The sequence below is a fragment of the Ruegeria sp. AH12 genome, from assembly GCF_056541465.1.
In genome coordinates this window covers 1-23,408 of the sequence record NZ_JBQFYL010000020.1, presented here as the reverse complement: position 1 = coordinate 23,408, position 23,408 = coordinate 1, and the positions used below count along the sequence as shown (strand labels likewise).

The 23,408-nt window shown below is 57.7% G+C and carries 19 protein-coding genes; 16 read left to right on the top strand and 3 right to left on the bottom strand.

What is annotated here, in order from left to right:
• The first annotated feature begins 1 nt into the window (after window position 1).
• From ACR0EL_RS19740 to rplA, 7 genes are all read left to right on the top strand, one after another.
• Window positions 2–2,167 (top strand): heavy metal translocating P-type ATPase, encoded by a 2,166-nt coding sequence (locus ACR0EL_RS19740; RefSeq protein ID WP_480501727.1) that lies wholly within the window; start codon window positions 2–4, stop codon window positions 2,165–2,167.
• 6 nt (window positions 2,168–2,173) lie between these two features.
• Complete coding sequence (gene ccoS / locus ACR0EL_RS19735; RefSeq protein ID WP_353009207.1) at window positions 2,174–2,332, top strand: cbb3-type cytochrome oxidase assembly protein CcoS; 159 nt, start codon at window positions 2,174–2,176, stop codon at window positions 2,330–2,332.
• 101 nt (window positions 2,333–2,433) lie between these two features.
• Window positions 2,434–2,631 carry a preprotein translocase subunit SecE gene (secE, locus tag ACR0EL_RS19730; protein ID WP_170533170.1) on the top strand — a complete coding sequence of 66 codons (198 nt, stop codon included), beginning with the start codon at window positions 2,434–2,436 and terminating at the stop codon, window positions 2,629–2,631.
• Window positions 2,632–2,824: 193 nt separating this feature from the next.
• Entirely contained in the window at window positions 2,825–3,358 is a 534-nt protein-coding gene (nusG, locus tag ACR0EL_RS19725) for a transcription termination/antitermination protein NusG (protein WP_170533167.1), read from the top strand.
• A 205-nt stretch (window positions 3,359–3,563) separates the two neighbouring features.
• Window positions 3,564–4,382 (top strand): DUF2189 domain-containing protein, encoded by an 819-nt coding sequence (locus ACR0EL_RS19720; protein ID WP_480501726.1) that lies wholly within the window; start codon window positions 3,564–3,566, stop codon window positions 4,380–4,382.
• 238 nt (window positions 4,383–4,620) lie between these two features.
• Window positions 4,621–5,070 (top strand): 50S ribosomal protein L11, encoded by a 450-nt coding sequence (rplK, locus tag ACR0EL_RS19715; RefSeq protein WP_010440985.1) that lies wholly within the window; start codon window positions 4,621–4,623, stop codon window positions 5,068–5,070.
• Between the two features lies 1 nt (window position 5,071).
• A complete protein-coding gene (gene rplA, locus ACR0EL_RS19710; protein WP_170590383.1) occupies window positions 5,072–5,770 on the top strand; it encodes a 50S ribosomal protein L1 in 699 nt (232 codons plus the stop codon).
• Window positions 5,771–5,835: 65 nt separating this feature from the next.
• On the opposite strand, the gene ACR0EL_RS19705 is transcribed toward rplA, so the two are convergent.
• The gene (locus tag ACR0EL_RS19705; RefSeq protein ID WP_480501725.1) at window positions 5,836–6,795 is read right to left on the bottom strand and encodes a phosphotransferase; all 960 of its coding nucleotides are present in this window, start codon (window positions 6,793–6,795) and stop codon (window positions 5,836–5,838) included.
• A gap of 411 nt (window positions 6,796–7,206) precedes the next feature.
• On the opposite strand from ACR0EL_RS19705, the gene rplJ reads away from it, so the two are divergent.
• The 5 genes from rplJ (at window position 7,207) to ACR0EL_RS19680 (ending at window position 18,275) form a co-directional block, all read left to right on the top strand.
• Window positions 7,207–7,725, top strand: a complete 519-nt coding sequence (gene rplJ, locus ACR0EL_RS19700) for a 50S ribosomal protein L10 (protein WP_170533156.1) — start codon at window positions 7,207–7,209, stop codon at window positions 7,723–7,725.
• A 79-nt stretch (window positions 7,726–7,804) separates the two neighbouring features.
• Complete coding sequence (rplL, locus tag ACR0EL_RS19695) at window positions 7,805–8,182, top strand: 50S ribosomal protein L7/L12 (protein ID WP_480501723.1); 378 nt, start codon at window positions 7,805–7,807, stop codon at window positions 8,180–8,182.
• Window positions 8,183–8,432: 250 nt separating this feature from the next.
• Entirely contained in the window at window positions 8,433–12,569 is a 4,137-nt protein-coding gene (rpoB, locus tag ACR0EL_RS19690; RefSeq protein ID WP_480501722.1) for a DNA-directed RNA polymerase subunit beta, read from the top strand.
• Window positions 12,570–12,836: 267 nt separating this feature from the next.
• The gene (gene rpoC, locus ACR0EL_RS19685; RefSeq protein WP_480501721.1) at window positions 12,837–17,078 is read left to right on the top strand and encodes a DNA-directed RNA polymerase subunit beta'; all 4,242 of its coding nucleotides are present in this window, start codon (window positions 12,837–12,839) and stop codon (window positions 17,076–17,078) included.
• Window positions 17,079–17,405: 327 nt separating this feature from the next.
• Window positions 17,406–18,275, top strand: a complete 870-nt coding sequence (locus ACR0EL_RS19680; protein WP_480501720.1) for a DMT family transporter — start codon at window positions 17,406–17,408, stop codon at window positions 18,273–18,275.
• Here the strand turns inward: ACR0EL_RS19680 and ACR0EL_RS19675 are convergent.
• Window positions 18,260–19,066 carry a putative rhamnosyl transferase gene (locus ACR0EL_RS19675; protein WP_480501758.1) on the bottom strand — a complete coding sequence of 269 codons (807 nt, stop codon included), beginning with the start codon at window positions 19,064–19,066 and terminating at the stop codon, window positions 18,260–18,262. The two genes, ACR0EL_RS19680 and ACR0EL_RS19675, sit on opposite strands and share 16 nt — an antisense overlap.
• Before the next feature lie 14 nt (window positions 19,067–19,080).
• A complete protein-coding gene (locus ACR0EL_RS19670; protein WP_480501719.1) occupies window positions 19,081–19,896 on the bottom strand; it encodes a putative rhamnosyl transferase in 816 nt (271 codons plus the stop codon).
• A gap of 367 nt (window positions 19,897–20,263) precedes the next feature.
• Here ACR0EL_RS19670 and rpsL point away from each other — a divergent pair, with 367 nt between their 5' ends.
• From rpsL to ACR0EL_RS19650, 4 genes are all read left to right on the top strand, one after another.
• Window positions 20,264–20,635, top strand: coding sequence for a 30S ribosomal protein S12 (gene rpsL, locus ACR0EL_RS19665; protein ID WP_005621086.1), 372 nt, complete (start codon window positions 20,264–20,266; stop codon window positions 20,633–20,635).
• A gap of 15 nt (window positions 20,636–20,650) precedes the next feature.
• Window positions 20,651–21,121 (top strand): 30S ribosomal protein S7, encoded by a 471-nt coding sequence (gene rpsG, locus ACR0EL_RS19660; protein WP_039529242.1) that lies wholly within the window; start codon window positions 20,651–20,653, stop codon window positions 21,119–21,121.
• An 18-nt stretch (window positions 21,122–21,139) separates the two neighbouring features.
• Window positions 21,140–23,257 carry an elongation factor G gene (gene fusA / locus ACR0EL_RS19655; RefSeq protein ID WP_170455048.1) on the top strand — a complete coding sequence of 706 codons (2,118 nt, stop codon included), beginning with the start codon at window positions 21,140–21,142 and terminating at the stop codon, window positions 23,255–23,257.
• A 60-nt stretch (window positions 23,258–23,317) separates the two neighbouring features.
• Window positions 23,318–23,408 (top strand): GTP-binding protein (locus tag ACR0EL_RS19650; RefSeq protein WP_215675807.1); only part of this gene is annotated, 91 nt, incomplete at its 3' end.

Here is a 23,408-nt window from a genome sequence, read left to right as displayed (position 1 = left end):
AATGCCTACTGGTACGGCGGCGTGTCCCGGGTGCATCGCAACCCAGGCTGAACCGGCGCGCCCGATCCCCGAGGATGTACAGATTGCGCTGTCTTTGCCGAGTATTCACTGTTCGGCCTGTATCGCGAATGTCGAGCGTGCACTGAACGCACATCCAGGGGTCGAGGATGCGCGCGTCAACCTGACACTCAAACGAGCGATGATCAAAGCTGCGCCCGAGACGCGAGCCGCGGACCTAATCCCGGTTCTGGAACGCGCCGGGTATGAAGCGCATGAGCTGGACTCCGGTGCCCTGTCTGCAACCAGCGCGGATAAGGCGGGTCGGGATCTGTTGATGCGGCTGGCGGTGGCTGGCTTTGCCTCGATGAATGTCATGCTGCTGTCAGTTTCGGTCTGGTCAGGTGCCGCGGATGCGACGCGCGACATGTTCCACTGGATTTCTGCTGCCATCGCCTTGCCAGCTATTGCCTTTTCGGCACAGCCCTTCTTTGCCAATGCTTGGAGCTCCTTGCGTGTTCGACGCCTGAACATGGATGTGCCGATCGTGCTGGCGATCCTGCTGGCCCTTGCGACATCGCTTTGGGAAACGGCGCTGAGCGGGAAACATGCTTATTTTGATGCTGCGCTCACGCTGACATTCTTCCTGTTGGCCGGACGGTATCTGGATTATCGGACGCGGGCGGCGGCGCGCTCGGCAGCTGAGGAGTTGACAGCGCTTGAGGTGCCCCGCGCCATTCGTGTCATAGGTGGGGTCGAGGAAGAGGTTGCCGTTTCGGACCTGACCGTAGGTGATTTGATCCTGGTTCGCCCCGGTGGGCGTATGCCGGTGGATGGTCAGATCGTCTCGGGCCAATCCGAATTGGATAGGTCGTTGCTGACCGGTGAAACCCTGCCGGTATTTGCCGAAGTCGGCCAAACTGTCAGCGCGGGCGAGGTCAACTTGACCGGCCCGCTGACCATTCAAGCCTCTGCTGTGGGAGAAGACACTTCACTCCACCGTATGGCCGATCTTGTTGCGATCGCAGAATCCGGCCGGTCTCGGTACACGTCGCTGGCCGATAAGGCTGCCAAGCTTTACGCGCCGGGGGTTCACATCCTTTCAGCGCTCAGCTTTTTGGGGTGGTACATCTATTCCGGCGATCTGCGCATTGCATTGAACATTGCGGCTGCGGTGTTGATCATCACCTGTCCCTGCGCCCTGGGGCTGGCCGTGCCTGCGGTGACGACAGCGGCCTCGGGCCGGTTGTTCCGCCGAGGGATGCTGATCAAACACGCAACGGCGCTGGAACGTCTGGCCGAGGTTGACACGGTTGTCTTCGACAAGACCGGCACGCTCACCTCAGGCGCGCCCGAACTGACCAATCTGGGCGACCATACCCGCGCCGATCTGGAAGTCGCGCTGGCACTGGCCGAGGCATCGGCCCATCCACTATCGGTCGCATTGGCACAGGCAACGCGGGCTGCCGGTGTCAAGCCTGCCGGGGTCAAGAATATCGTTGAGGTGCCGGGTTACGGCACCGAAGGGCAGTATCGCGGTCAGCGGGTTCGCCTGGGCCGGGCGGCTTGGGTCGGTGGCGCGCAAGGGCCCGAGACTTCAGCGTGGCTGTCGGTCGGATCAAATCCCCTCAAGGCTTTCATGTTCTCAGACACCCTACGGCCCGGAGCAGCGGACGCGGTCAAGGCATTTGCCAGGACTGGAAAGCAGATCATGCTGATCTCGGGCGATTCCGAAGGTGCTGTTGAGGCATTGGCCAACAAGCTGGGCATTCATAACTGGATTGCCGAGGCGCTGCCACAAGACAAGGCCCGGCGTATTCAGGAACTCAACGATCAGGGGCGGCGTGTGCTGATGGTCGGGGATGGTTTGAACGATACGGCGGCGCTGTCTGCTGCGCATGTCTCGATCTCTCCGGCTTCGGCCTTGGATGCTGCCCGCGTTGCGTCGGACATCGTTTTGTTGGGCACCGATCTGTCGCCCATCGCGGATGCCTGCGATACCGCCGTCAAAGCCACTAAACGGATTCGGGAAAACTTCCGCATCGCCACGGTCTATAATGTTATCGCGGTCCCGCTGGCCGTTGCTGGTCTGGCGACGCCACTGATAGCGGCCTTGGCGATGTCGACCTCGTCCATTACCGTATCCCTGAACGCCCTAAGGCTGAGGTAACCTCGAATGGAAGTGCTCGCCTATCTGATCCCGATTTCCCTGTTTCTGGGCTGTGTTGGTCTGGTGGCCTTTGTCTACACCGTTCGCTCGAACCAGTACGAGGATCCCGAGGGCGATGCCCGCCGCATCCTCAGCGATGAATGGGACGACAAGCCTAAGCCGTAGCCGGACCGCATCGCCCGGGCAGAGTTGATCCGAACCGCCCTTGAAATTGCCGCAATGCCCGGCTATGTCCGGCCCATCCGCTAGCAGAGAGACCAAGCCACATGGCCACTACCAACCCGATCCAGTTCATTCAGCAAGTCCGTGCCGAAGTTTCCAAGGTCGTTTGGCCGACCCGGCGTGAGGTGCTGTTGACCACGGTTATGGTGTTCATCATGGCCGCTCTGACCGCCGCCTTCTTTGCGCTGGTCGATCTGGGCATTCGCGGGGGTCTTCAGCTGGTGCTGGGCGCGTTCAGCTAAGGCAGTTTGGGCGGGCGGAAACACCACTGCCCCCCTTGCACAGCACGGCGTGTCAGAGTAGGTGACATGATTATTCGGAATGGGCGTGCGGCGAATCAGGTTGCGCGCCGCTTTTTATTCCGGGTCACGCAATTGGATTTCAACGCGGGGCGCGCGGCTTGCCGCCTCGGAGCTAAACAAGGACGACAGGTTCATGGCGAAACGGTGGTACTCGGTCAGCGTTCTTTCGAATTTCGAAAAGAAGATCGCAGAGCAGATCCGCACGTCGGTGGCTGAACAGGGCCTTGAAGATGATATCGACGAAGTGCTGGTGCCCACCGAAGAGGTGATCGAAGTGCGCCGCGGCAAGAAAGTCACCACCGAGCGCCGGTTTATGCCCGGCTACGTGCTGGTGCATATGGAAATGTCCGATCAGGGCTATCACCTGATCAACTCAATCAACCGCGTCACCGGCTTCCTCGGTCCTCAAGGCCGCCCGATGCCGATGCGCGATGCCGAGGTCAACCAGATCCTCAACCGCGTTCAAGAAGGTGAAGAAGCGCCCAAGCTGATGATCACCTTCGAGGTCGGCGAGAAGGTCAAAGTCAACGACGGCCCGTTCGAGGATTTCGACGGCATGGTCGAAGGCGTGGACGACGAGGCGCAGAAGCTGAAAGTGTCTGTTTCGATCTTTGGCCGCGAAACCCCGGTCGAGCTGGACTTCACGCAGGTCACGAAGCAGAGTTAACGTCGCTTCTGGGTTCGACTACCTGCGCTGAGCTAGATCACCAAGACATTCGATAGCAGCGGGGCAAATCTGGCTGCTATATACTCTTCTTGTACCTAAGGCTCATCTGCTGCAAACTTGTCGTCAAGGTAATGTCATCTGTCTCGCCGTCTGCTCATCTGGATAGGCAGACCATTCAGACATTACGGTTTGGGAGGAGTTTGTGATGGCACCCAGTGCCAACGGTTCCACATCACCGAAAAATCTGACACCGCAACAAGAGGACGTGCCCGAGGTCAATCGTCTAACAAAGGATGATATCACAGCTTCGCTCAAAGCGGGGTTTTCTGACTTTCTCGCGCGCCCCCTCATGAGCGGTTTCTTTGGCCTTTTCTATGCGGTTTTCGGAATCCTGTTTGTTTGGTGTCTGGTCTGGCTTGGCAAGATCTGGATGATTATTCCCGCAGCCATAGGCTTCCCGCTGGTCGCGCCATTCGCTGCAGCCGGGCTCTATGAGATGTCCCGCCGGCTGCAGAAGGGAGAGGACTTCGGTTGGTCTGACATCCTCGAAACCATGGCTAATCAACGCAATCGTGAAATGGGCTGGATGGCATTTGTTACGCTGTTCATTTTCTGGGTCTGGACCTACCAAATCAGGCTTTGGCTGGCGATCATCCTGCAAAATGCATCATTCTCTGACTTCGACGGGTTTATAAACTCGGTATTCTTCACACCGCAGGGCTGGACTTTCCTTGCAATTGGTACTTGCGTCGGAGCCTTTCTGTCAGCCGTTTTGTTCTCGGTGACCGTCGTCGCGATGCCGCTGCTGCTCGACCGCGAAACAAATTTTGTTTCAGCGATGCTTACGTCCATTCGGGTTGTCACCGAGAACCCCGTTGTCATGTTAGGCTGGGCGGCGATCATTTCGATTACCATGTTGTTGTCTTTGGTTCCGGCATTTCTGGGTCTTATCTTTACTCTGCCGATCCTTGGCCATACCACGTGGCATCTCTATAAGCGGGCTGTGTCACCATCTGAGATATGAGATCCTTTGCAATAGGCAAAGAAACCCACCTCAGCAAAACTTGCCTTTAGGTTTGATCAAGTGGGGAGAATTCAGGATGCCACCCACTTGCCAACCCATACATTCCCCTATAAACGCCGCCTCTATCGTCTTCGGGCGAGATTCTCTCGTGGGAGGTTGCCGGGGTCGCGATCCCGGGCCGGACCACGCAACATAAACCGGGTGGAACGCGTTTCACCTACGTTGAAAGGAAAACCAAATGGCCAAGAAGCTTGCTGGTACAATGAAGCTGCAGGTTCCTGCAGGTCAGGCGAACCCGTCGCCTCCAGTTGGTCCGGCGCTGGGTCAGCGCGGCATCAACATCATGGAATTCTGCAAGGCATTTAACGCCAAGACCGCAGACATGGAGCCCGGCGCTCCGTGCCCGACCGTGATCACCTATTATCAGGACAAGTCCTTCACCATGGACATCAAGACGCCGCCCGCGTCTTACTACCTGAAAAAAGCGGCTGGTCTTAAACCGGTTGGCAAGCGGAACCGTCCCCGTGGCGCGGAGAACCCCGGTCGTGAGACCGTGGCCACCGTGACCTCGAAGCAGGTTCGCGAAATCGCCGAAGCCAAAATGAAAGATCTGAACGCCAACGACGTCGAAGGCGCGATGCAGATCATCCTGGGCTCGGCCCGCTCTATGGGCATCGAGGTGAAGTAAGATGGCAAAACTCGGTAAACGTACACGCGCTGCGCGCGAAGCTGTCGCTGGCAAGGAAAACCTGTCGGTCGAAGAAGCTGTTTCCCTGGTCAAAGGCAACGCAACCTCGAAGTTCGACGAGACCATCGAGATCGCTCTGAACCTGGGCGTTGACACCCGTCATGCGGACCAGATGGTTCGCGGCGTTGTTGGCCTGCCGAACGGCACCGGTAAAGCGATGCGCGTTGCTGTTTTTGCCCGCGGCCCCAAGGCTGACGAAGCAAAAGAAGCTGGCGCAGATATCGTTGGCGCAGAAGACCTGATGGAAACCATTCAGGGCGGCACCATCGAATTCGATCGCTGCATTGCAACCCCTGACATGATGCCCATCGTTGGCCGTCTGGGTAAAGTTCTGGGCCCTCGCAACCTGATGCCGAACCCCAAGGTTGGCACCGTGACCATGGATGTGAAAGCGGCCGTGGAAGCAGCCAAGGGCGGTGAAGTTCAGTTCAAAGCGGAAAAAGGCGGCGTTGTGCACGCCGGTGTTGGCAAAGCGTCGTTCGACGAAGCCAAACTGGTCGAAAACGTCCGTGCCTTCATCTCGGCTGTGGCTAAGGCCAAGCCGTCGGGCGCCAAAGGCACCTATATGAAGAAAATTGCGCTGAGCTCGACCATGGGCCCCGGTGTGACACTGGATGTGGCAGCTGCGTCGGGCGAATAAGCCCACTGCATCTAGCCCTCAGTAGCAAGACCCGGGTGGTGCAAACTGCCCGGGTTTTTTGTGTGCTACAGGAAAATCTGTTTCAGGCGCGCTTCTAACAGGTCGCGCTTGCGCTCTTCAAACTGGCTGCAAATGAAGTCTGGCCGCCAGAGGCGCAGCCAGTCTTTCAGCAGGCGTCCACGCAGGCAGCAATCCAGAATCTCGGTGTCGATTGGGTGGCGGTAGAGTTTGAAGAACATCTGTTTGTTAATCTTGAGCATACCGCTCCGGTCGACCTCCTGCTGAGTGGCGCTGCGAAAGATGTCGGCTTTCACAAAATCGACGATGTCGTAGACGGCCAGCTTGTCGCGCGCTTCGGTGAAGTCTAGGCCGATGGTGGTGCCCTGACCCATGATCAGGTTGAGGCCATGGAAATCCCCGTGCGAAAACACCCGCAGATCGGGCCGGTTTCGCAGCCGTGCGGCTTCGGCCAGAAACGTGTTGACCATGGGTTGGCTGATCGGAGTGATATGATCCGGGACCAAGGTCGACAATTCGCGGATGTTGTCAGTCATCCAGCGGGGCCGGAACGCGTATTGAACTGGCTTCTGCAGGCTGTGAAGATGATGCAGCCAGGCACCTGCGCGGCGATAGACCTGCGCAACCTGTTTATCATCGCCGCTGTTATAGATCACATCGACGGCGGTGGGTCGGTCTACATACTCAGTCACCATGTAGGCGCCGCCGGGGGCCAAAAAGACAGGCCGCACGACGCGGCCGGATTCGTGTCCTTTGAAATGGTCGAAGACCCGATTGAGTGTTTCGAACTCTCTGCTCAGACGCCCCGATTCAGGCGAGACGGTATCGATCTTGATGGCAAAATCCTGACCCGGTGTTTCGACCTTCATCACCAGCCGGGATCCGGGAAACCCATGCGAGCGATAGACGCATTCCAAACCGGTGATGCGGTCGTTTAGTTGGTGTCGAGCAAACTCACTGGCGAAGCCCGATGCCATGTCGTATTCGGAAATCGTGAGTGTCGGCATCGTCTGGCGTTTATGCGTTGTTTGTCTGAGCGTGTTCGGCGCGTCCGACAAGACAAGAGCGTCAGTCCTGTGTCAATGGTTCGAGCTCAGGTGGCAGAGGCTAACGATAGGCGCGATTGATTGCGCGGACGTGCAATTTACCTCTTGGAAACTGGGCGCGTCTGCCCTAAGTAGACCTGCGGAACAAAGCGTGCGATTCGTCGTGCGCTTTCTTTCGTTTCGTCCAAGACGGTGGGTGGTATCATCTGATCCCTTAATTTCCTGCCTGAGACGGGTAAGACCAAAGAATTCTGAGGGTCCCACCCTCGGGCGCATTTTGGCCAATCCCGTAACAACGGACCTGAACGCCGAGGGCTTGCCCGCGGCAAATATGAGCCGGGGTGAGGTATCGCCCCTAACTTGGAGAGAACTGTGGATAGAGCCCAGAAAGAGAAAGTGGTCGAGGAACTCGGCCAAATCTTCGAAAGCTCTGGCGTCGTAGTGGTTGCCCATTACGCCGGTCTGACAGTTGCCGAGATGCAGGACCTTCGCGCACGTGCTCGTGACGCGGGTGGTTCCGTGCGTGTTGCCAAGAACAGGCTCGCCAAAATCGCCCTTGAGGGTAAGCCGTGTGAAAACATGGCCGACCTGCTGACAGGGATGACCGTTCTGACCTATTCCGAGGACCCTGTGGCAGCTGCCAAAGTGGCCGAGGACTACGCCAAAGAGAACCAAAAGTTCGAAATTCTTGGCGGTGCTATGGGTGAGAACGCTCTGGACCGGGCTGGTGTTACAGCCGTGTCGAAAATGCCGTCGCGTGAAGAGCTTATTGCTACGATCGCTGGTATGCTTGGCGCGCCTGCTTCGAACATCGCCGGTGCAATTGGCGCACCTGCAAGCAACATCGCAAGCATCCTTTCCACCATCGAAGAGAAGGCGGAAGCTGCGTAAGCGGTTGGCACTGAATGATCTGCGTAGGGAAAACTCCCTGACGTTGGAACACACACTGTAAACGGAAAGAGCTGATACAATGGCTGATCTGAAAGCACTCGCAGAAAGCATCGTGGGTCTGACCCTGCTGGAAGCACAAGAACTGAAAACCATCCTCAAAGACGAGTACGGCATCGAGCCCGCAGCTGGCGGCGCCGTCATGGTCGCAGGCTCAGCTGGCGATGCCGGCGGTGCAGCTGAGGAAGAAAAAACCGAATTCGACGTCGTTCTGAAGAACGCCGGCGCTTCGAAAATCAACGTGATCAAAGAAGTTCGCGGCATCACCGGTCTGGGCCTGAAAGAAGCCAAAGAGCTGGTCGAAGCTGGCGGCAAGATCAAAGAAGGCGTGGACAAAGCCGAAGCCGAAGAGATCAAAGGCAAGCTGGAAGCAGCTGGCGCCGAGGTCGAACTGGCCTAAGTCGGTCCGCTGGCGCATCGCAGATGTGCCTGGAAATTTGGCTGGGTCCGGAGAAATCCGGGTCCAGCCGAACCTGTCTTAGAAAGGGCCTCAGGATATGGGGCGTTTTCTAAGACACGGTTTTCGGATCGGGAGGCCGCCTTCGGGACGGTGGCCACGAATTGATCCGGACGTGTTGTCTCGATTGTGCAAGATGCCGGGGCCCGACGGTGTCTTTGCCCGCTGAGAACATCGAAAGGTGACATCTGACATGGCTCAAACGTTCCTTGGCCAGAAACGTCTTCGTAAATATTACGGCAAAATCCGTGAAGTTTTGGAAATGCCGAACCTCATTGAGGTCCAGAAATCTTCTTATGATCTTTTCCTGCGCTCCGGCGATGCTGAACAGCCCACAGACGGCGAAGGCATCATGGGCGTGTTCCAGTCGGTTTTCCCGATCAAGGATTTCAACGAAACCTCCGTTCTGGAGTTCGTGAAATACGATCTGGAAAAACCCAAATACGACGTCGAAGAGTGCATGCAGCGCGACATGACCTACAGCGCGCCGCTGAAGGTCACCCTGCGTCTGATCGTATTTGATGTCGATGAGGACACTGGCGCCAAGTCGGTCAAGGACATCAAGGAACAAGACGTGTTCATGGGCGACATGCCCCTGATGACACCGAACGGGACGTTCATCGTGAACGGTACCGAGCGTGTGATCGTGTCCCAGATGCACCGCTCGCCCGGTGTGTTCTTTGATCACGACAAGGGCAAGACCCATTCCTCGGGCAAGCTGCTGTTTGCCTGCCGCATCATCCCGTATCGCGGCAGCTGGTTGGACTTTGAATTCGACGCCAAAGACATCGTGTTTGCCCGTATCGACCGCCGCCGTAAGCTGCCTGTGACAACCCTGCTCTATGCGCTGGGTCTGGATCAGGAAGCGATCATGGACGCGTACTACAACACCGTGTCTTACAAGCTGGACAAGAAGAAAGGCTGGGTCACGCCCTTCTTCCCCGAGCGTGTGCGCGGCACCCGCCCGACCTATGATCTGGTAGATGCAAAATCTGGTGAAGTGATTGCCGAAGCGGGCAAGAAAGTCACCCCGCGCGCGGTCAAGAAACTGATCGACGAAGGCACCGTCACCGACCTGCTGGTTCCGTTCGATCACATCGTCGGCAAATTCGTCGCCAAGGACATCATCAACGAAGAAACCGGTGCGATCTATGTCGAAGCTGGCGATGAGCTGACGCTGGAATATGACAAAGACGGCGACCTGATCGGCGGCACCGCAAAAGAGCTGATCGATGCGGGCATCACCGACATTCCGGTTCTGGACATCGACAACGTCAATGTTGGCCCCTACATGCGCAACACCATGGCTCAGGACAAGAACCTGAACCGTGAAAGCGCGCTGATGGACATCTACCGGGTCATGCGCCCGGGCGAGCCGCCCACGGTCGAAGCTGCGTCGGCCCTGTTTGACACGCTGTTCTTCGACAGCGAGCGTTATGACCTGTCCGCCGTTGGTCGCGTGAAGATGAATATGCGTCTGGCTCTGGACGCGCCGGACACCCTGCGCACCCTGCGCCGTGAAGACATCGTGGCCTGCATCAAGGCGCTGGTTGAACTGCGTGACGGCAAAGGCGACGTGGACGATATCGACCACCTCGGCAACCGTCGTGTCCGTTCGGTCGGCGAACTGATGGAAAACCAGTACCGTGTTGGCCTGCTGCGCATGGAGCGCGCGATCAAAGAGCGTATGTCGTCGGTCGAGATCGACACCGTCATGCCGCAAGACCTGATCAACGCGAAACCGGCTGCGGCTGCTGTTCGCGAATTCTTTGGCTCGTCGCAGCTGTCGCAGTTCATGGACCAGACCAACCCGCTGTCGGAGGTTACCCACAAACGCCGCCTCTCGGCGCTTGGCCCCGGTGGTCTGACGCGTGAGCGTGCGGGCTTTGAGGTACGCGACGTACACCCGACCCACTATGGCCGGATGTGCCCGATTGAAACACCGGAAGGTCCGAACATCGGTCTGATCAACTCGTTGGCAACTTTTGCCCGCGTGAACAAGTATGGCTTCATCGAAACACCCTACCGCGTCGTCAAAGACGCCGAGGTGACGGATGAGGTTCACTACATGTCAGCGACCGAAGAAATGCGTCACACCGTGGCGCAGGCGAACGCGACTTTGGACGCTGATGGCAAGTTCATCAACGATCTGGTTTCGACCCGTCAGGCCGGTGACTACACCCTCGCCCCGCGTGAGAATGTGGACCTGATCGACGTGTCGCCGAAACAGCTGGTCTCGGTTGCTGCATCGCTGATCCCGTTCCTTGAAAATGACGACGCCAACCGCGCTCTGATGGGCTCGAACATGCAACGTCAGGCGGTTCCGCTGCTGCGCGCCGAGGCGCCGCTGGTCGGTACCGGGATCGAGGAAAAGGTTGCGATCGACTCGGGCGCTGCGATTCAGGCGAAACGCGCCGGTATCATCGACCAGGTCGATGCCCAGCGTATCGTTATCCGCGCCACCGAAGATCTGGAACTGGGCGACGCTGGCGTTGACATCTATCGTCTGCGCAAATTCCAGCGTTCGAACCAGAACACCTGCATCAACCAGCGTCCGCTGATCAAGGTGGGTGACACAGTCCAGAAGGGCGAAGTCATCGCCGATGGTCCGTCGACCGATATGGGTGAACTGGCGCTTGGTAAGAACGTGGTCGTCGCGTTCATGCCGTGGAACGGTTACAACTACGAAGACTCGATCCTGATCTCGGAACGTATCGCGCGTGATGACGTGTTTACCTCGGTTCATATCGAGGAATTCGAAGTCGCCGCCCGTGACACCAAGCTGGGCCCGGAAGAGATCACCCGCGACATCCCGAACGTCGGTGAAGAAGCGCTGCGCAACCTCGACGAGGCGGGCATCGTTTACATCGGTGCGGATGTTGAGCCGGGCGATATTCTAGTCGGCAAGATCACTCCGAAGGGCGAAAGCCCGATGACCCCGGAAGAAAAGCTGCTGCGCGCCATCTTTGGTGAGAAAGCATCTGACGTGCGCGACACCTCGCTGCGCGTGAAGCCGGGCGATTACGGTACGGTTGTCGAAGTTCGCGTCTTCAACCGTCACGGTGTTGAAAAAGACGAGCGTGCGCTGCAGATCGAGCGTGAGGAAGTCGAACGTCTGGCCCGTGACCGGGACGACGAGCTGGCGATCCTTGACCGTAACATCTATGCGCGTCTGCAAGGCCTGATCATGGGTAAAACCGCTGTCAAAGGTCCGAAAGGCGTCAAGCCTGGGTCGGTAATCACCGAGGACCTGCTGGAAACCCTGACCCGTGGTCAGTGGTGGCAGCTGGCGCTGGAAGGCGAGCAGGACGCACAGATCGTTGAGGCTCTGAACGAGCAGTACGAAGTGCAAAAGCGTGCTCTGGACGCCCGTTTCGAGGACAAGGTCGAAAAAGTCCGCCGTGGCGACGACCTGCCGCCGGGTGTGATGAAGATGGTCAAAGTCTTCATCGCCGTGAAGCGCAAGCTGCAGCCAGGCGATAAGATGGCCGGTCGCCACGGGAACAAGGGTGTGATCTCCAAGGTTGTTCCGATGGAAGACATGCCGTTCCTGGCCGATGGTACGCCGGTAGACTTCTGTCTGAACCCGCTGGGTGTGCCTTCGCGTATGAACGTTGGTCAGATCCTTGAAACCCACATGGGTTGGGCCGCACGCGGTCTGGGTCTGAACATCGACGACGCTCTGGGTGAATACCGCCGTTCCGGCGACCTGACCCCGGTTCGCGAAGCGATGAAGCTGGCCTATGGTGAGAATGTCTACGAAGAAGGCATCACCGGTCTGGACGAGGATGGCCTGATCGAGGCTGCGGGCAATGTGACCCGCGGTGTTCCGATCGCAACCCCGGTCTTCGACGGAGCCAAGGAAGCAGACGTCAACGACGCGCTGGTGCGTGCGGGCTTCTCGGAAAGCGGACAGTCGGTTCTATTCGACGGTCGCACCGGTGAGCAATTTGCGCGTCCGGTGACCGTGGGCATCAAGTACCTGCTGAAACTGCACCACCTGGTGGATGACAAGATCCACGCGCGTTCGACCGGGCCGTACAGCCTGGTGACCCAGCAGCCGCTGGGTGGTAAGGCGCAGTTCGGTGGTCAGCGCTTTGGTGAGATGGAAGTCTGGGCTCTGGAAGCTTACGGCGCCGCCTACACCCTGCAGGAGATGCTCACCGTGAAATCGGATGACGTCGCCGGCCGGACCAAGGTCTATGAGTCGATCGTCAAGGGCGAGGATAACTTTGAAGCGGGCGTACCGGAATCGTTCAACGTTCTGGTTAAAGAAGTCCGTGGCCTCGGCCTGAATATGGAACTCCTGGATGCGGAGGTTGAGGAGTGAGCGAGGTCGTAAATGTTTTGGACGGCAGTCGGAGCATTGGTTTTGTTGGTGGCATTTTTTGCCACCTTCTTCCACGGCGTGTACCGACAGTTTCGTCTAAGGCAGGAATTATGCATCGACCCAATGAGGATTTCGACATGGACAGCGGAATATTGGCGGAGGTCTCTACTCCTCGGTATTCCGTATCTTCTGATCTTCCTTGTGATCGTGATGTGCGCCCTTCTCCTTTTCTTCTGATGACTGCAAACAGTCAGATTGGATTGTAAAATGAATCAGGAAATCACCAACAACCCGTTCAACCCGCTGACGCCTCCGAAGGTCTTTGACGAGATCAAAGTCTCGCTGGCGTCGCCTGAGCGGATCCTGTCTTGGTCCTATGGCGAGATCAAGAAACCCGAAACCATCAACTACCGGACGTTCAAGCCCGAGCGTGACGGTCTGTTCTGCGCGCGTATCTTTGGCCCGATCAAAGACTATGAATGTCTGTGCGGCAAATATAAGCGGATGAAGTATCGCGGCGTTGTCTGCGAGAAATGCGGTGTCGAAGTCACCCTGCAGAAAGTCCGCCGCGAGCGTATGGGTCACATCGAACTGGCCGCGCCCGTTGCGCATATCTGGTTCCTGAAATCGCTGCCCTCCCGCATCGGTCTGATGCTGGACATGACGCTGCGCGATCTGGAACGCGTTCTGTACTTTGAAAACTACGTCGTCATCGAGCCCGGTCTGACTGACCTGACCTACGGCCAGATGCTGACCGAAGAAGAGTACATGGATGCGCAGGATGCCTATGGCATGGACGCGTTCACTGCGAATATCGGTGCCGAAGCCATACGTGAGATGCTGGCCCAGATCGATCTGGAAGCCGAAGCCGAGCAGCTGCGCGCTGATCTGGCCGAAGCAACCGGCGAACTGAAGCCCAAGAAGATCATCAAGCGTCTGAAGGTTGTTGAATCCTTCCTCGAGTCGGGCAACCGGCCCGAGTGGATGGTGATGACCGTGATCCCGGTCATTCCGCCGGAACTGCGTCCGCTGGTTCCGCTGGATGGCGGCCGTTTTGCGACTTCGGATCTGAACGATCTGTATCGCCGCGTCATCAACCGGAACAACCGTCTGAAGCGTCTGATCGAACTGCGTGCACCTGACATCATCGTCCGCAACGAAAAGCGGATGTTGCAGGAATCCGTTGACGCTCTGTTCGACAACGGCCGTCGTGGCCGCGTGATCACCGGTGCCAACAAGCGTCCGCTGAAATCGCTGTCGGACATGCTGAAAGGTAAGCAGGGTCGCTTCCGTCAGAACCTTCTGGGTAAACGCGTCGACTTCTCGGGCCGTTCGGTCATTGTGACCGGTCCGGAACTCAAGCTGCACCAGTGTGGTCTGCCCAAGAAGATGGCGTTGGAGCTGTTCAAGCCGTTCATCTACTCGCGCCTTGAAGCCAAGGGTCTGTCTTCGACCGTCAAACAGGCGAAGAAACTGGTCGAGAAGGAGCGTCCCGAAGTGTGGGATATCCTCGACGAGGTGATCCGCGAACACCCTGTCATGCTGAACCGTGCGCCGACGCTGCACCGTCTTGGCATTCAGGCGTTCGAGCCGGTTCTGATCGAAGGTAAAGCGATCCAGCTGCACCCGCTGGTCTGCTCGGCCTTTAACGCCGACTTCGACGGTGACCAGATGGCTGTGCACGTGCCGCTGAGCCTTGAGGCCCAGCTGGAAGCCCGTGTTCTGATGATGTCGACGAACAACGTTCTGTCGCCTGCAAACGGCGCGCCCATTATTGTCCCGTCGCAGGATATGATCCTGGGCCTGTACTATGTGACCCTGGAACGCGAAGGCATGCCGGGCGAAGGCAAGGTGTTCGGGTCTATCGACGAAGTTCAGCACGCGCTGGATTCGGGCGAAGTGCATCTGCACTCGAAAATCACCGCGCGGATCACCCAGATCGACGACGAAGGCAACGAAGTTCAGAAGCGTTATGAAACCACTCCGGGCCGTCTGCGTCTGGGAGCGTTGCTGCCACTGAACAACAAAGCACCGTTCGATCTGGTCAACCGCCTGCTGCGGAAGAAAGAAGTGCAGCAGGTGATCGACACCGTCTACCGCTACTGCGGTCAGAAAGAGTCGGTCATTTTCTGTGACCAGATCATGTCGATGGGCTTTAAAGAAGCGTTCAAGGCGGGCATCTCGTTCGGTAAGGACGACATGGTCATTCCGGATGACAAATGGGGCATCGTTGATGACACCCGCGGTCAGGTGAAGGACTTTGAACAGCAGTACATGGACGGCCTGATCACTCAGGGCGAAAAGTACAACAAAGTTGTCGATGCCTGGTCGAAGTGTAACGACCGCGTCACCGAGGCTATGATGTCGACGATTTCGTCGTCGGATCGGGCAGAGGACGGCTCCGAGCAGGAACCGAACTCGGTCTACATGATGGCCCACTCGGGTGCGCGTGGCTCGGTCACTCAGATGAAACAGCTGGGCGGTATGCGCGGCCTGATGGCCAAGCCGAACGGTGACATCATCGAAACGCCGATCATCTCGAACTTTAAGGAAGGCCTGACCGTTCTCGAGTACTTCAACTCGACCCACGGTGCCCGTAAGGGTCTGTCGGATACCGCTCTGAAGACGGCGAACTCGGGGTACCTGACCCGCCGTCTGGTGGACGTGGCACAAGACTGCATCGTTCGTGAGATCGATTGTGGCACCGAACGTGCGATCACTGCCGAAGCAGCCGTGAATGACGGTGAGGTTGTTGCCTCGCTGGCCGAACGTGTGCTGGGTCGTGTGGCGGCTGACGATGTTCTGCGTCCGGGCACCGATGAGGTGATCGTGGCCGCAGGTCAGCTGATCGACGAGCGTATGGCTGACACCATCGACGAAGCCGGTGTTGCCTCGATGCGCATCCGCTCGCCTCTGACTTGTGAGTCTGAGGAAGGCGTCTGTGCAACCTGCTACGGTCGTGACCTTGCACGCGGTGCCATGGTGAATACAGGTGAGGCTGTCGGCATTATCGCCGCGCAGTCGATTGGTGAACCTGGTACACAGCTGACCATGCGGACCTTCCACATCGGTGGTGTTGCGCAAGGTGGTCAGCAGTCGTTCCAGGAAGCCAACCAGGAAGGCGTTGTTGCGTTCGAGAACCCGCAGATCCTGGTCAATGCCGCAGGTGAAAGCCTGGTCATGGGCCGGAACATGAAGCTGGTGATCAACGACGAGCATGGCGAAGAGCGCGCCAGCTTCAAGCTGGGCTACGGCTCCAAGCTGTTTGTCAAGGACGGCACCAAAGTGGCCCGTGGCGACAAGCTGTTCGAATGGGATCCCTACACCCTGCCGATCATCGCCGAGAAAGCCGGTACCGCGAAATACGTTGACCTTGTTTCGGGCCTTGCTGTCCGCGACGAGACCGACGACGCAACCGGTATGACACAGAAGATCGTGATCGACTGGCGCGCGGCCCCCAAAGGCAGCGACCTCAAGCCCGAGATCATTCTGGTCGGCGAAGATGGCGAACCGGTCCGCAATGATGCGGGCAACCCGGTTCACTATCCGATGTCGGTGGATGCGATCCTCTCGGTCGAAGACGGTCAAACCGTCGAAGCCGGTGACGTTGTTGCGCGTATCCCGCGTGAAGGCGCCAAGACCAAGGACATCACCGGTGGTCTGCCGCGTGTGGCCGAACTGTTCGAAGCGCGTCGTCCGAAAGATCACGCGATCATCGCAGAAGCCGATGGTTACGTGCGCTTTGGCCGCGACTACAAGAACAAGCGCCGCATCAGCATCGAGCCGGCTGACGAATCCATGGAGACCATTGAATACATGGTGCCCAAGGGCAAGCACATCCCGGTCGCCGAAGGGGATTTCATCCAGAAGGGTGAATACCTGATGGACGGTAACCCGGCTCCGCATGACATCCTGTCCATCATGGGTGTCGAAGCGCTGGCGGACTACATGATCGACGAGGTGCAGGACGTTTATCGTCTGCAGGGCGTGAAGATCAACGACAAGCACATCGAGGTTATCGTGCGCCAAATGCTGCAGAAGTGGGAGATCCTGGATTCAGGCGACACCACCCTGCTGAAAGGCGAACATGTCGACAAGCAGGAGTTCGACGCGGCTAACGAGAAGACCATCGCCCGCGGTGGTCGTCCGGCACAAGGCGAGCCGATCCTTCTGGGGATCACCAAAGCCTCGCTGCAAACGCGTTCGTTTATCTCGGCGGCGTCGTTCCAGGAAACCACTCGTGTTCTGACCGAGGCGTCGGTTCAGGGCAAGAAAGACAAGCTGGTTGGCCTGAAAGAGAACGTCATCGTTGGTCGCCTGATCCCAGCCGGTACCGGTGGCGCAACTCAGGCCGTGCGTCAGGTTGCGCAATCGCGCGACAACGTCGTGATCGAAGCTCGCCGGGAAGAGGCCGAAGCTGCCGCTGCCCTGGCAGCGCCGGCATTCGACGACGACATGGTTGGCGACGAGTTGGACGTTCTGGTGGAAACCCCGGAAAGCCGCGAGTAAGGCTTGCAGTTTACGAATAGGAAGGGCCCCGCGATTTCGCGGGGCCTTTTCTGTTTTTAGCGATGAGAATTCGATACTTTACGGGTTTAAGGCGGCAAACAGCAAAGATATCGAAAACAAATTGTTCAACGCGAGTGCTCGCTCGTGTAGCCCTTGGCCCAATGCACTGGTCTTTGAAATTAGCAATGCTTGTTCGAAGACTGGCTTGGAGGTCTTCCAGACATCTATGAGCAGGACCTGAGTATCTTCCAAGATATTGCTGGGAATTGACATTCTCATGGGCTGCTGAGCCAATGGCGGGATTGAATCGAGACTGGATAGTTTTTCATGACCCCGAACCTGAAAGGCGCGCTGCTGATGATGGGCAGCATGATGGCCTTTACCATCAATGACACGCTGGTGAAGGTCGCCTTGCAGGATCTGCCGCTGTTTCAGTTGATTGCCTTACGTGGATTGTTGACGACGTCGCTTGTCTATCTGTTGGCCCGGCATCTGGGCGCGTTTCATCTACGATTTCCACGGCATGACAGATGGTTGATTGCCCTGCGCTGTGTGGCGGAGCTGTCAGCAACCTTCTTCTTTTTGACTGCGTTGAAACATATGCCTTTGGCGAATGTGACGGCGGTTTTGCAGGTCTTGCCCCTCACAGTAACGCTTGGGGCCGCGTTGTTCTTTCACGAAGCAATCGGCTGGCGGCGCATGGTGGCGATTGCGATGGGGTTTGCCGGGATGCTGCTGATCGTTCGGCCCGGCCCCGAGGGGTTTGACCTATACGCGATCTATGCGTTGGTTGCGGTGCTCTCGGTTACTGCGCGCGATCTGATCACGCGCCGAATGTCGGCCGAGGTGCCTTCGATGGTCGTTACGCTTGCGACCTCGTTCTCGATCACGGTGACGGCCGGGATTGTATCGATCTTTGAAGGATGGGTGCCGGTCTCTGTCGCCACGGGCGGATTGGTTGTTTCGGCTGCAATATTCGTTCTGGTTGCCTATTTGTGCAGTGTCATGGTGATGCGTGTTGGTGAGGTCGGTTTCGTCGCGCCGTTTCGCTATACCGGTTTACTGTGGGCGCTTGGGTTGGGCTGGCTGGTCTTTGGGGACTGGCCAGATGCGATTACCATGATGGGTGCGATGCTTGTGGTTGGCTCGGGCCTGTTTACGCTGTTTCGGACGCGTGCGCGTCAGCCCGAGGTGTGAACGCGCCGCACGGTCTGTGTGTCGATGGCAAAGCGGGTGCGAAACTCTGCTTCGTGTGCGAGGTCCAAAGGCTTCAATTCGATCTGCGCATGGCGTGTGGCAGGTGAATCGTTGAACCCGTTCAGGCTGCGCACCCACATTGGAGCGTCCGGATAGCTGACGACCGGCATGATGCGACCCAGCCGGTTATGGGTATAGCCCATGATGGTGGCAGAGCTTCCACCGCGCACATACATACCCAGGCCAGCAGTGACCAGCGGCCGATGCACCATTGTGGCCTGCACGCCATCCGCATTCATTCGCGCAAGATAACCGCAATTGAAGTCGATCCCCACAGTCTCATGATTTTGCATCAGACCGGCGCAATCCTGAGCGGCTTGGCGCAGACGCTCCACAAAATCTACCGAGACGGCATCATCGTCGTCATGGCGAAATTGCAGGCAGGCTTGGTCCGGGTCGGTGCGGGCGATGTTCAGAAGCTCTTTCATCAAACGCCGGTGTCGGGCAGGGGGTTTTTGTATGATCCGCACTTGCGACATTCCGGCGGTCAGATCACGCAGACGATCATGGGCGGGTTTGGGCAGGCAGTCCCCGATCAGGATCAGCAGTTGAAACTCTTGATCTGTTTGGTTGCGGAAACAGGGCAGGGTCGAGGCTTCGAACAAACGAAACCTCTCTTCCAGACGTGCAGGAGCATAGAGGTAGCGCTGCCGTTCCTCGGTTGTCTCATGCTGGACCTGAAAGCCACCAATGGCGGGGTAGGAAAACCGGCATAGGCCAATGACGGGCATGGAGGTCGGGCGCGTCATGCTGCGCCATGCACCTTACGCACGACCTCCTGATCAATGGCGTAGCGGGCGATAAACTCACCTTCCATCTCGGGGGTCAGGGGCTGCAGGACGACCTTGTTCTTGCGGGCGTGAGGAGAGTCGTTATACCCATGCAGCGTCCGCACCCACATCGGCGCGTCCCCGTATGAGATCACGGGCATCGACCGCCCTATCTTGTTATGGGTATAGCTGATAATGGCTTTGTCGCAGCCGCCAGCAACATACATACCGAGTCCGACGCCCAATTGATTGATAAAAACACGCGCGGCTTGAATGCCATCTGCATCACAACGCGCCAGAAAACCGTGGCAAAAATCAACGGCAACGGTTGAATGAGTTTCGATCAGGCCGCGGCCTTCGTGGATGGCGATGCGCAGGCGTTCGACCAGATCAACGGATACGGCATCGTCATCATCATGCCGGAACTGAATGCAGGGCTGATCCGCGTCGATGCGGGCTTCGTTTAGGACATCACGCATCACTTGGCGTGTCTTCAACCCGCTGTCGGCAGGTTTTGAAACAATCCGAACCTGTTTCACATCCGCCGTCAGATCATGCAGTCGGTCGCGGGCCTGTTTCGGAAGACAGTCACCTGCTACGACCAGCAGCTCAAAGTCCTCATCCGTTTGTTCGCGGAAACACGGCAGGGTCGAGGATTCGAACAGCCGGAACCGTTCTTCCAGCCGGTTGGGGTTATACAGATGATGCCGCCGCTCGTCGATCGTTTCATGTTCGATCTGAAAGCTGCCCAAAGCCGGAAACGAGAAACGGCACAGTCCGATGACCTGCATTGAGAACCTGTTCTTTTCGCTCTTCCGGCTACTATGGCGTTGCTTTAGACCCGCGGCAACCGAAAGACACTCGGGCGCGAGCGGAGCGGATCACGCTGTTAATGCCGGGCTGTTGACACTTGGGCCGACTCCCCTTAATACGCGCGACATCTCGGTACCGGGGGCCGCCCCATAACCGATTTCAGTAATGAACTGGTCAAGGCCCGGACACTTTTATCGTTCGCGCCCTCTGATAACAAACCGCGACGTTCACCTCGGAATGGGAACGCTCGCGGGTTTTGCGCTTGTGGACGCATGAGTGCAGCGAATTTAACCGCACGCAACCGCGTGCATGTCATGTGTGTTGCAAAACGGGGAAGAAACCGGAATGCCAACTATTCAACAGCTGATCCGCAAACCGCGGCAGCCCAAAGTAAAACGCTCGAAGTCCATGCACCTGGAGCAGTGCCCGCAGAAACGCGGCGTCTGCACCCGCGTGTACACCACCACACCGAAGAAACCGAACTCGGCTATGCGTAAGGTTGCCAAGGTGCGCCTGACCAACGGGTTCGAGGTGATCTCGTACATCCCCGGTGAAAGCCACAACCTGCAGGAACACTCGGTTGTTCTGATCCGTGGTGGCCGTGTAAAAGACCTTCCCGGTGTGCGTTACCACATCCTGCGCGGTGTTCTGGATACTCAGGGCGTCAAAGACCGTAAGCAACGCCGTTCGAAATACGGCGCGAAGCGTCCCAAGTAAGAAGGAGAGGCTGATATGTCACGTCGTCACGCCGCCGAAAAACGCGAAGTCCTGCCTGACGCCAAATTTGGCGACAAGGTTCTGACCAAATTCATGAACAACCTGATGATCGACGGCAAGAAGTCGGTCGCAGAGCGCATCGTCTACAACGCGTTTGACCGCGTTGAGAACAAGATCAAGCGCGCACCGGTCGAAGTGTTCCACGAAGCGCTCGACAACATCAAACCGTCGGTCGAGGTTCGCTCGCGCCGGGTTGGTGGTGCAACCTATCAGGTTCCGGTCGAAGTGCGCCCCGAGCGCCGCGAAGCACTGGCCATCCGCTGGCTGATCACTGCTGCGCGCGGCCGCAACGAAAACACCATGGAAGAACGCCTCGCCGGTGAACTGCTGGACGCTGTACAGTCCCGCGGTACCGCCGTGAAGAAGCGCGAAGACACCCACAAGATGGCCGAGGCGAACAAAGCCTTCAGCCACTACCGTTGGTAATTCAGAGGCTTATCAAAAATGGCACGCGAATATCCGCTCGAACTATACCGTAACTTCGGTATCATGGCGCACATCGACGCAGGTAAGACCACCTGCTCGGAGCGTATCCTGTATTACACTGGTAAATCCCACAACATCGGTGAGGTGCACGATGGTGCAGCCACCATGGACTGGATGGAGCAGGAGCAGGAACGCGGCATCACCATCACTTCGGCTGCGACCACCACTTTCTGGGAGCGCACCGAGGACGGTCAGACCGCCGATACCCCCAAGCACCGCCTGAACATCATCGACACCCCCGGCCACGTTGACTTCACCATCGAAGTTGAACGCTCGCTGGCGGTTCTCGACGGTGCCGTCTGCGTTCTGGACGCAAACGCCGGTGTTGAACCCCAGACCGAAACCGTGTGGCGTCAGGCTGACCGTTACAAGGTTCCGCGTATGGTTTTCGTTAACAAAATGGACAAGATCGGCGCAGACTTCTTCAACTGCGTTCGCATGATCGAAGACCGCACCGGTGCACGCGCTGTTCCGGTTGGTATTCCGATCGGCGCCGAGTCCGAGCTTGAAGGTCTGATCGACCTGGTCACTATGGAAGAGTGGCTGTGGCAGGGCGAAGATCTGGGCGCAAGCTGGATCAAAGCACCGATCCGCGACAGCCTGAAAGACATGGCTGACGAATGGCGTGGCAAGATGATCGAAGCGGCCGTCGAAATGGACGACGACGCGATGATGGAATACCTGGAAGGCAATGAGCCCGACGTTCCGACCCTGCGCGCCCTGCTGCGCAAGGGCACTCTGGACATCGCGTTCGTTCCCGTTCTGGGTGGTTCGGCGTTCAAGAACAAAGGCGTTCAGCCGCTGCTCAACGCTGTGATCGACTATCTGCCCAGCCCGCTGGACGTTGTCGATTACATGGGCTTCAAACCCGGCGACGAGGAAGAAGTTCGTGACATCGCACGTCGTGCAGACGACGAAATGGCCTTCTCGGGTCTGGCGTTCAAAATCATGAACGACCCCTTCGTTGGCTCGCTGACCTTCACCCGGATCTACTCGGGCACCATGAACAAGGGTGACTCGATCCTGAACTCGACCAAAGGTAAGAAAGAGCGCATCGGTCGTATGATGATGATGCACTCCAACAACCGGGAAGAGATCGAAGAAGCGTTTGCAGGCGACATCATCGCGCTGGCGGGTCTAAAAGACACCACCACCGGTGACACCCTGTGTGATGCGAAGGATCCGGTGGTTCTGGAAACCATGACTTTCCCCGATCCAGTGATCGAGATCGCGGTTGAGCCCAAAACCAAGGGCGACCAAGAGAAGATGTCCCAGGGTCTGGCCCGTCTGGCCGCCGAAGACCCGTCCTTCCGCGTGGAAACCGACCTGGAATCGGGTCAGACCATCATGAAAGGCATGGGCGAACTGCACCTGGACATTCTGGTTGACCGTCTGAAGCGCGAGTTCAAGGTTGAAGCGAACATTGGTGCACCGCAGGTGGCCTATCGCGAAACCATCTCGATGCCGGTCGAGCACACCTACACCCACAAGAAACAGTCGGGTGGTTCGGGTCAGTTCGGTGAAGTTAAGCTGGAAATCCAGCCGACCGAGCCGGGCGAAGGTTATTCGTTCGAAAGCCGCATCGTTGGTGGTGCCGTTCCGAAGGAATACATCCCGGGTGTTGAAAAAGGCATCAACTCGGTCATGGACAGCGGCCCGCTGGCTGGCTTCCCCGTGATCGACTTCAAGGTAGCCCTGCTGGACGGTAAGTTCCACGACGTTGACTCGAGCGTTCTGGCGTTCGAAATCGCGGCCCGTATGTGTATGCGTGAAGGCATGCGCAAAGCTGGCGCGAAACTGCTGGAACCTATCATGAAGGTCGAAGTGATCACCCCGGAAGAATACACCGGCGGTATCATCGGCGACCTGACCTCGCGTCGTGGCCAGGTTTCTGGTCAGGAACCGCGCGGCAACGCGATCGCGATCGACGCGTTCGTTCCGCTGGCGAACATGTTCGGCTACATCAACACTCTGCGTTCGATGTCGTCGGGCCGTGCCCAGTTCACCATGCAGTTCGACCATTACGATCCGGTTCCGCAGAACATTTCGGACGAGATCCAGGCGAAATACGCATAAGCGAAGATTTGAGGGAGCTCTGGTCAGGGGCTCCCTTCATTACCGAAAAAGGAGGCCATCATGGCAAAGGAAAAGTTTGAGCGTACAAAACCGCACGTCAACATCGGCACGATTGGGCATGTTGACCATGGTAAGACCACGCTGACCGCAG

What these genes read in the sequence shown, in the direction of transcription:
- ACR0EL_RS19670 (WP_480501719.1), bottom strand. Translation starts at nt 19,896, where the DNA reads ATGCAGGTCATCGGACTGTGCCGTTTCTCGTTTCCGGCTTTGGGCAGC.
- secE (WP_170533170.1), top strand. Translation starts at nt 2,434, where the DNA reads ATGGCCACTACCAACCCGATCCAGTTCATTCAGCAAGTCCGTGCCGAA.
- ACR0EL_RS19675 (WP_480501758.1), bottom strand. Translation starts at nt 19,066, where the DNA reads ATGCCCGTCATTGGCCTATGCCGGTTTTCCTACCCCGCCATTGGTGGC.
- ccoS (WP_353009207.1), top strand. Translation starts at nt 2,174, where the DNA reads ATGGAAGTGCTCGCCTATCTGATCCCGATTTCCCTGTTTCTGGGCTGT.
- rplA (WP_170590383.1), top strand. Translation starts at nt 5,072, where the DNA reads ATGGCAAAACTCGGTAAACGTACACGCGCTGCGCGCGAAGCTGTCGCT.
- rplK (WP_010440985.1), top strand. Translation starts at nt 4,621, where the DNA reads ATGGCCAAGAAGCTTGCTGGTACAATGAAGCTGCAGGTTCCTGCAGGT.
- ACR0EL_RS19680 (WP_480501720.1), top strand. Translation starts at nt 17,406, where the DNA reads ATGACCCCGAACCTGAAAGGCGCGCTGCTGATGATGGGCAGCATGATG.
- ACR0EL_RS19740 (WP_480501727.1), top strand. Translation starts at nt 2, where the DNA reads ATGCCTACTGGTACGGCGGCGTGTCCCGGGTGCATCGCAACCCAGGCT.
- rpoC (WP_480501721.1), top strand. Translation starts at nt 12,837, where the DNA reads ATGAATCAGGAAATCACCAACAACCCGTTCAACCCGCTGACGCCTCCG.
- ACR0EL_RS19705 (WP_480501725.1), bottom strand. Translation starts at nt 6,795, where the DNA reads ATGCCGACACTCACGATTTCCGAATACGACATGGCATCGGGCTTCGCC.
- rplL (WP_480501723.1), top strand. Translation starts at nt 7,805, where the DNA reads ATGGCTGATCTGAAAGCACTCGCAGAAAGCATCGTGGGTCTGACCCTG.
- fusA (WP_170455048.1), top strand. Translation starts at nt 21,140, where the DNA reads ATGGCACGCGAATATCCGCTCGAACTATACCGTAACTTCGGTATCATG.
- nusG (WP_170533167.1), top strand. Translation starts at nt 2,825, where the DNA reads ATGGCGAAACGGTGGTACTCGGTCAGCGTTCTTTCGAATTTCGAAAAG.
- rpoB (WP_480501722.1), top strand. Translation starts at nt 8,433, where the DNA reads ATGGCTCAAACGTTCCTTGGCCAGAAACGTCTTCGTAAATATTACGGC.
- rpsG (WP_039529242.1), top strand. Translation starts at nt 20,651, where the DNA reads ATGTCACGTCGTCACGCCGCCGAAAAACGCGAAGTCCTGCCTGACGCC.
- rpsL (WP_005621086.1), top strand. Translation starts at nt 20,264, where the DNA reads ATGCCAACTATTCAACAGCTGATCCGCAAACCGCGGCAGCCCAAAGTA.
- ACR0EL_RS19720 (WP_480501726.1), top strand. Translation starts at nt 3,564, where the DNA reads ATGGCACCCAGTGCCAACGGTTCCACATCACCGAAAAATCTGACACCG.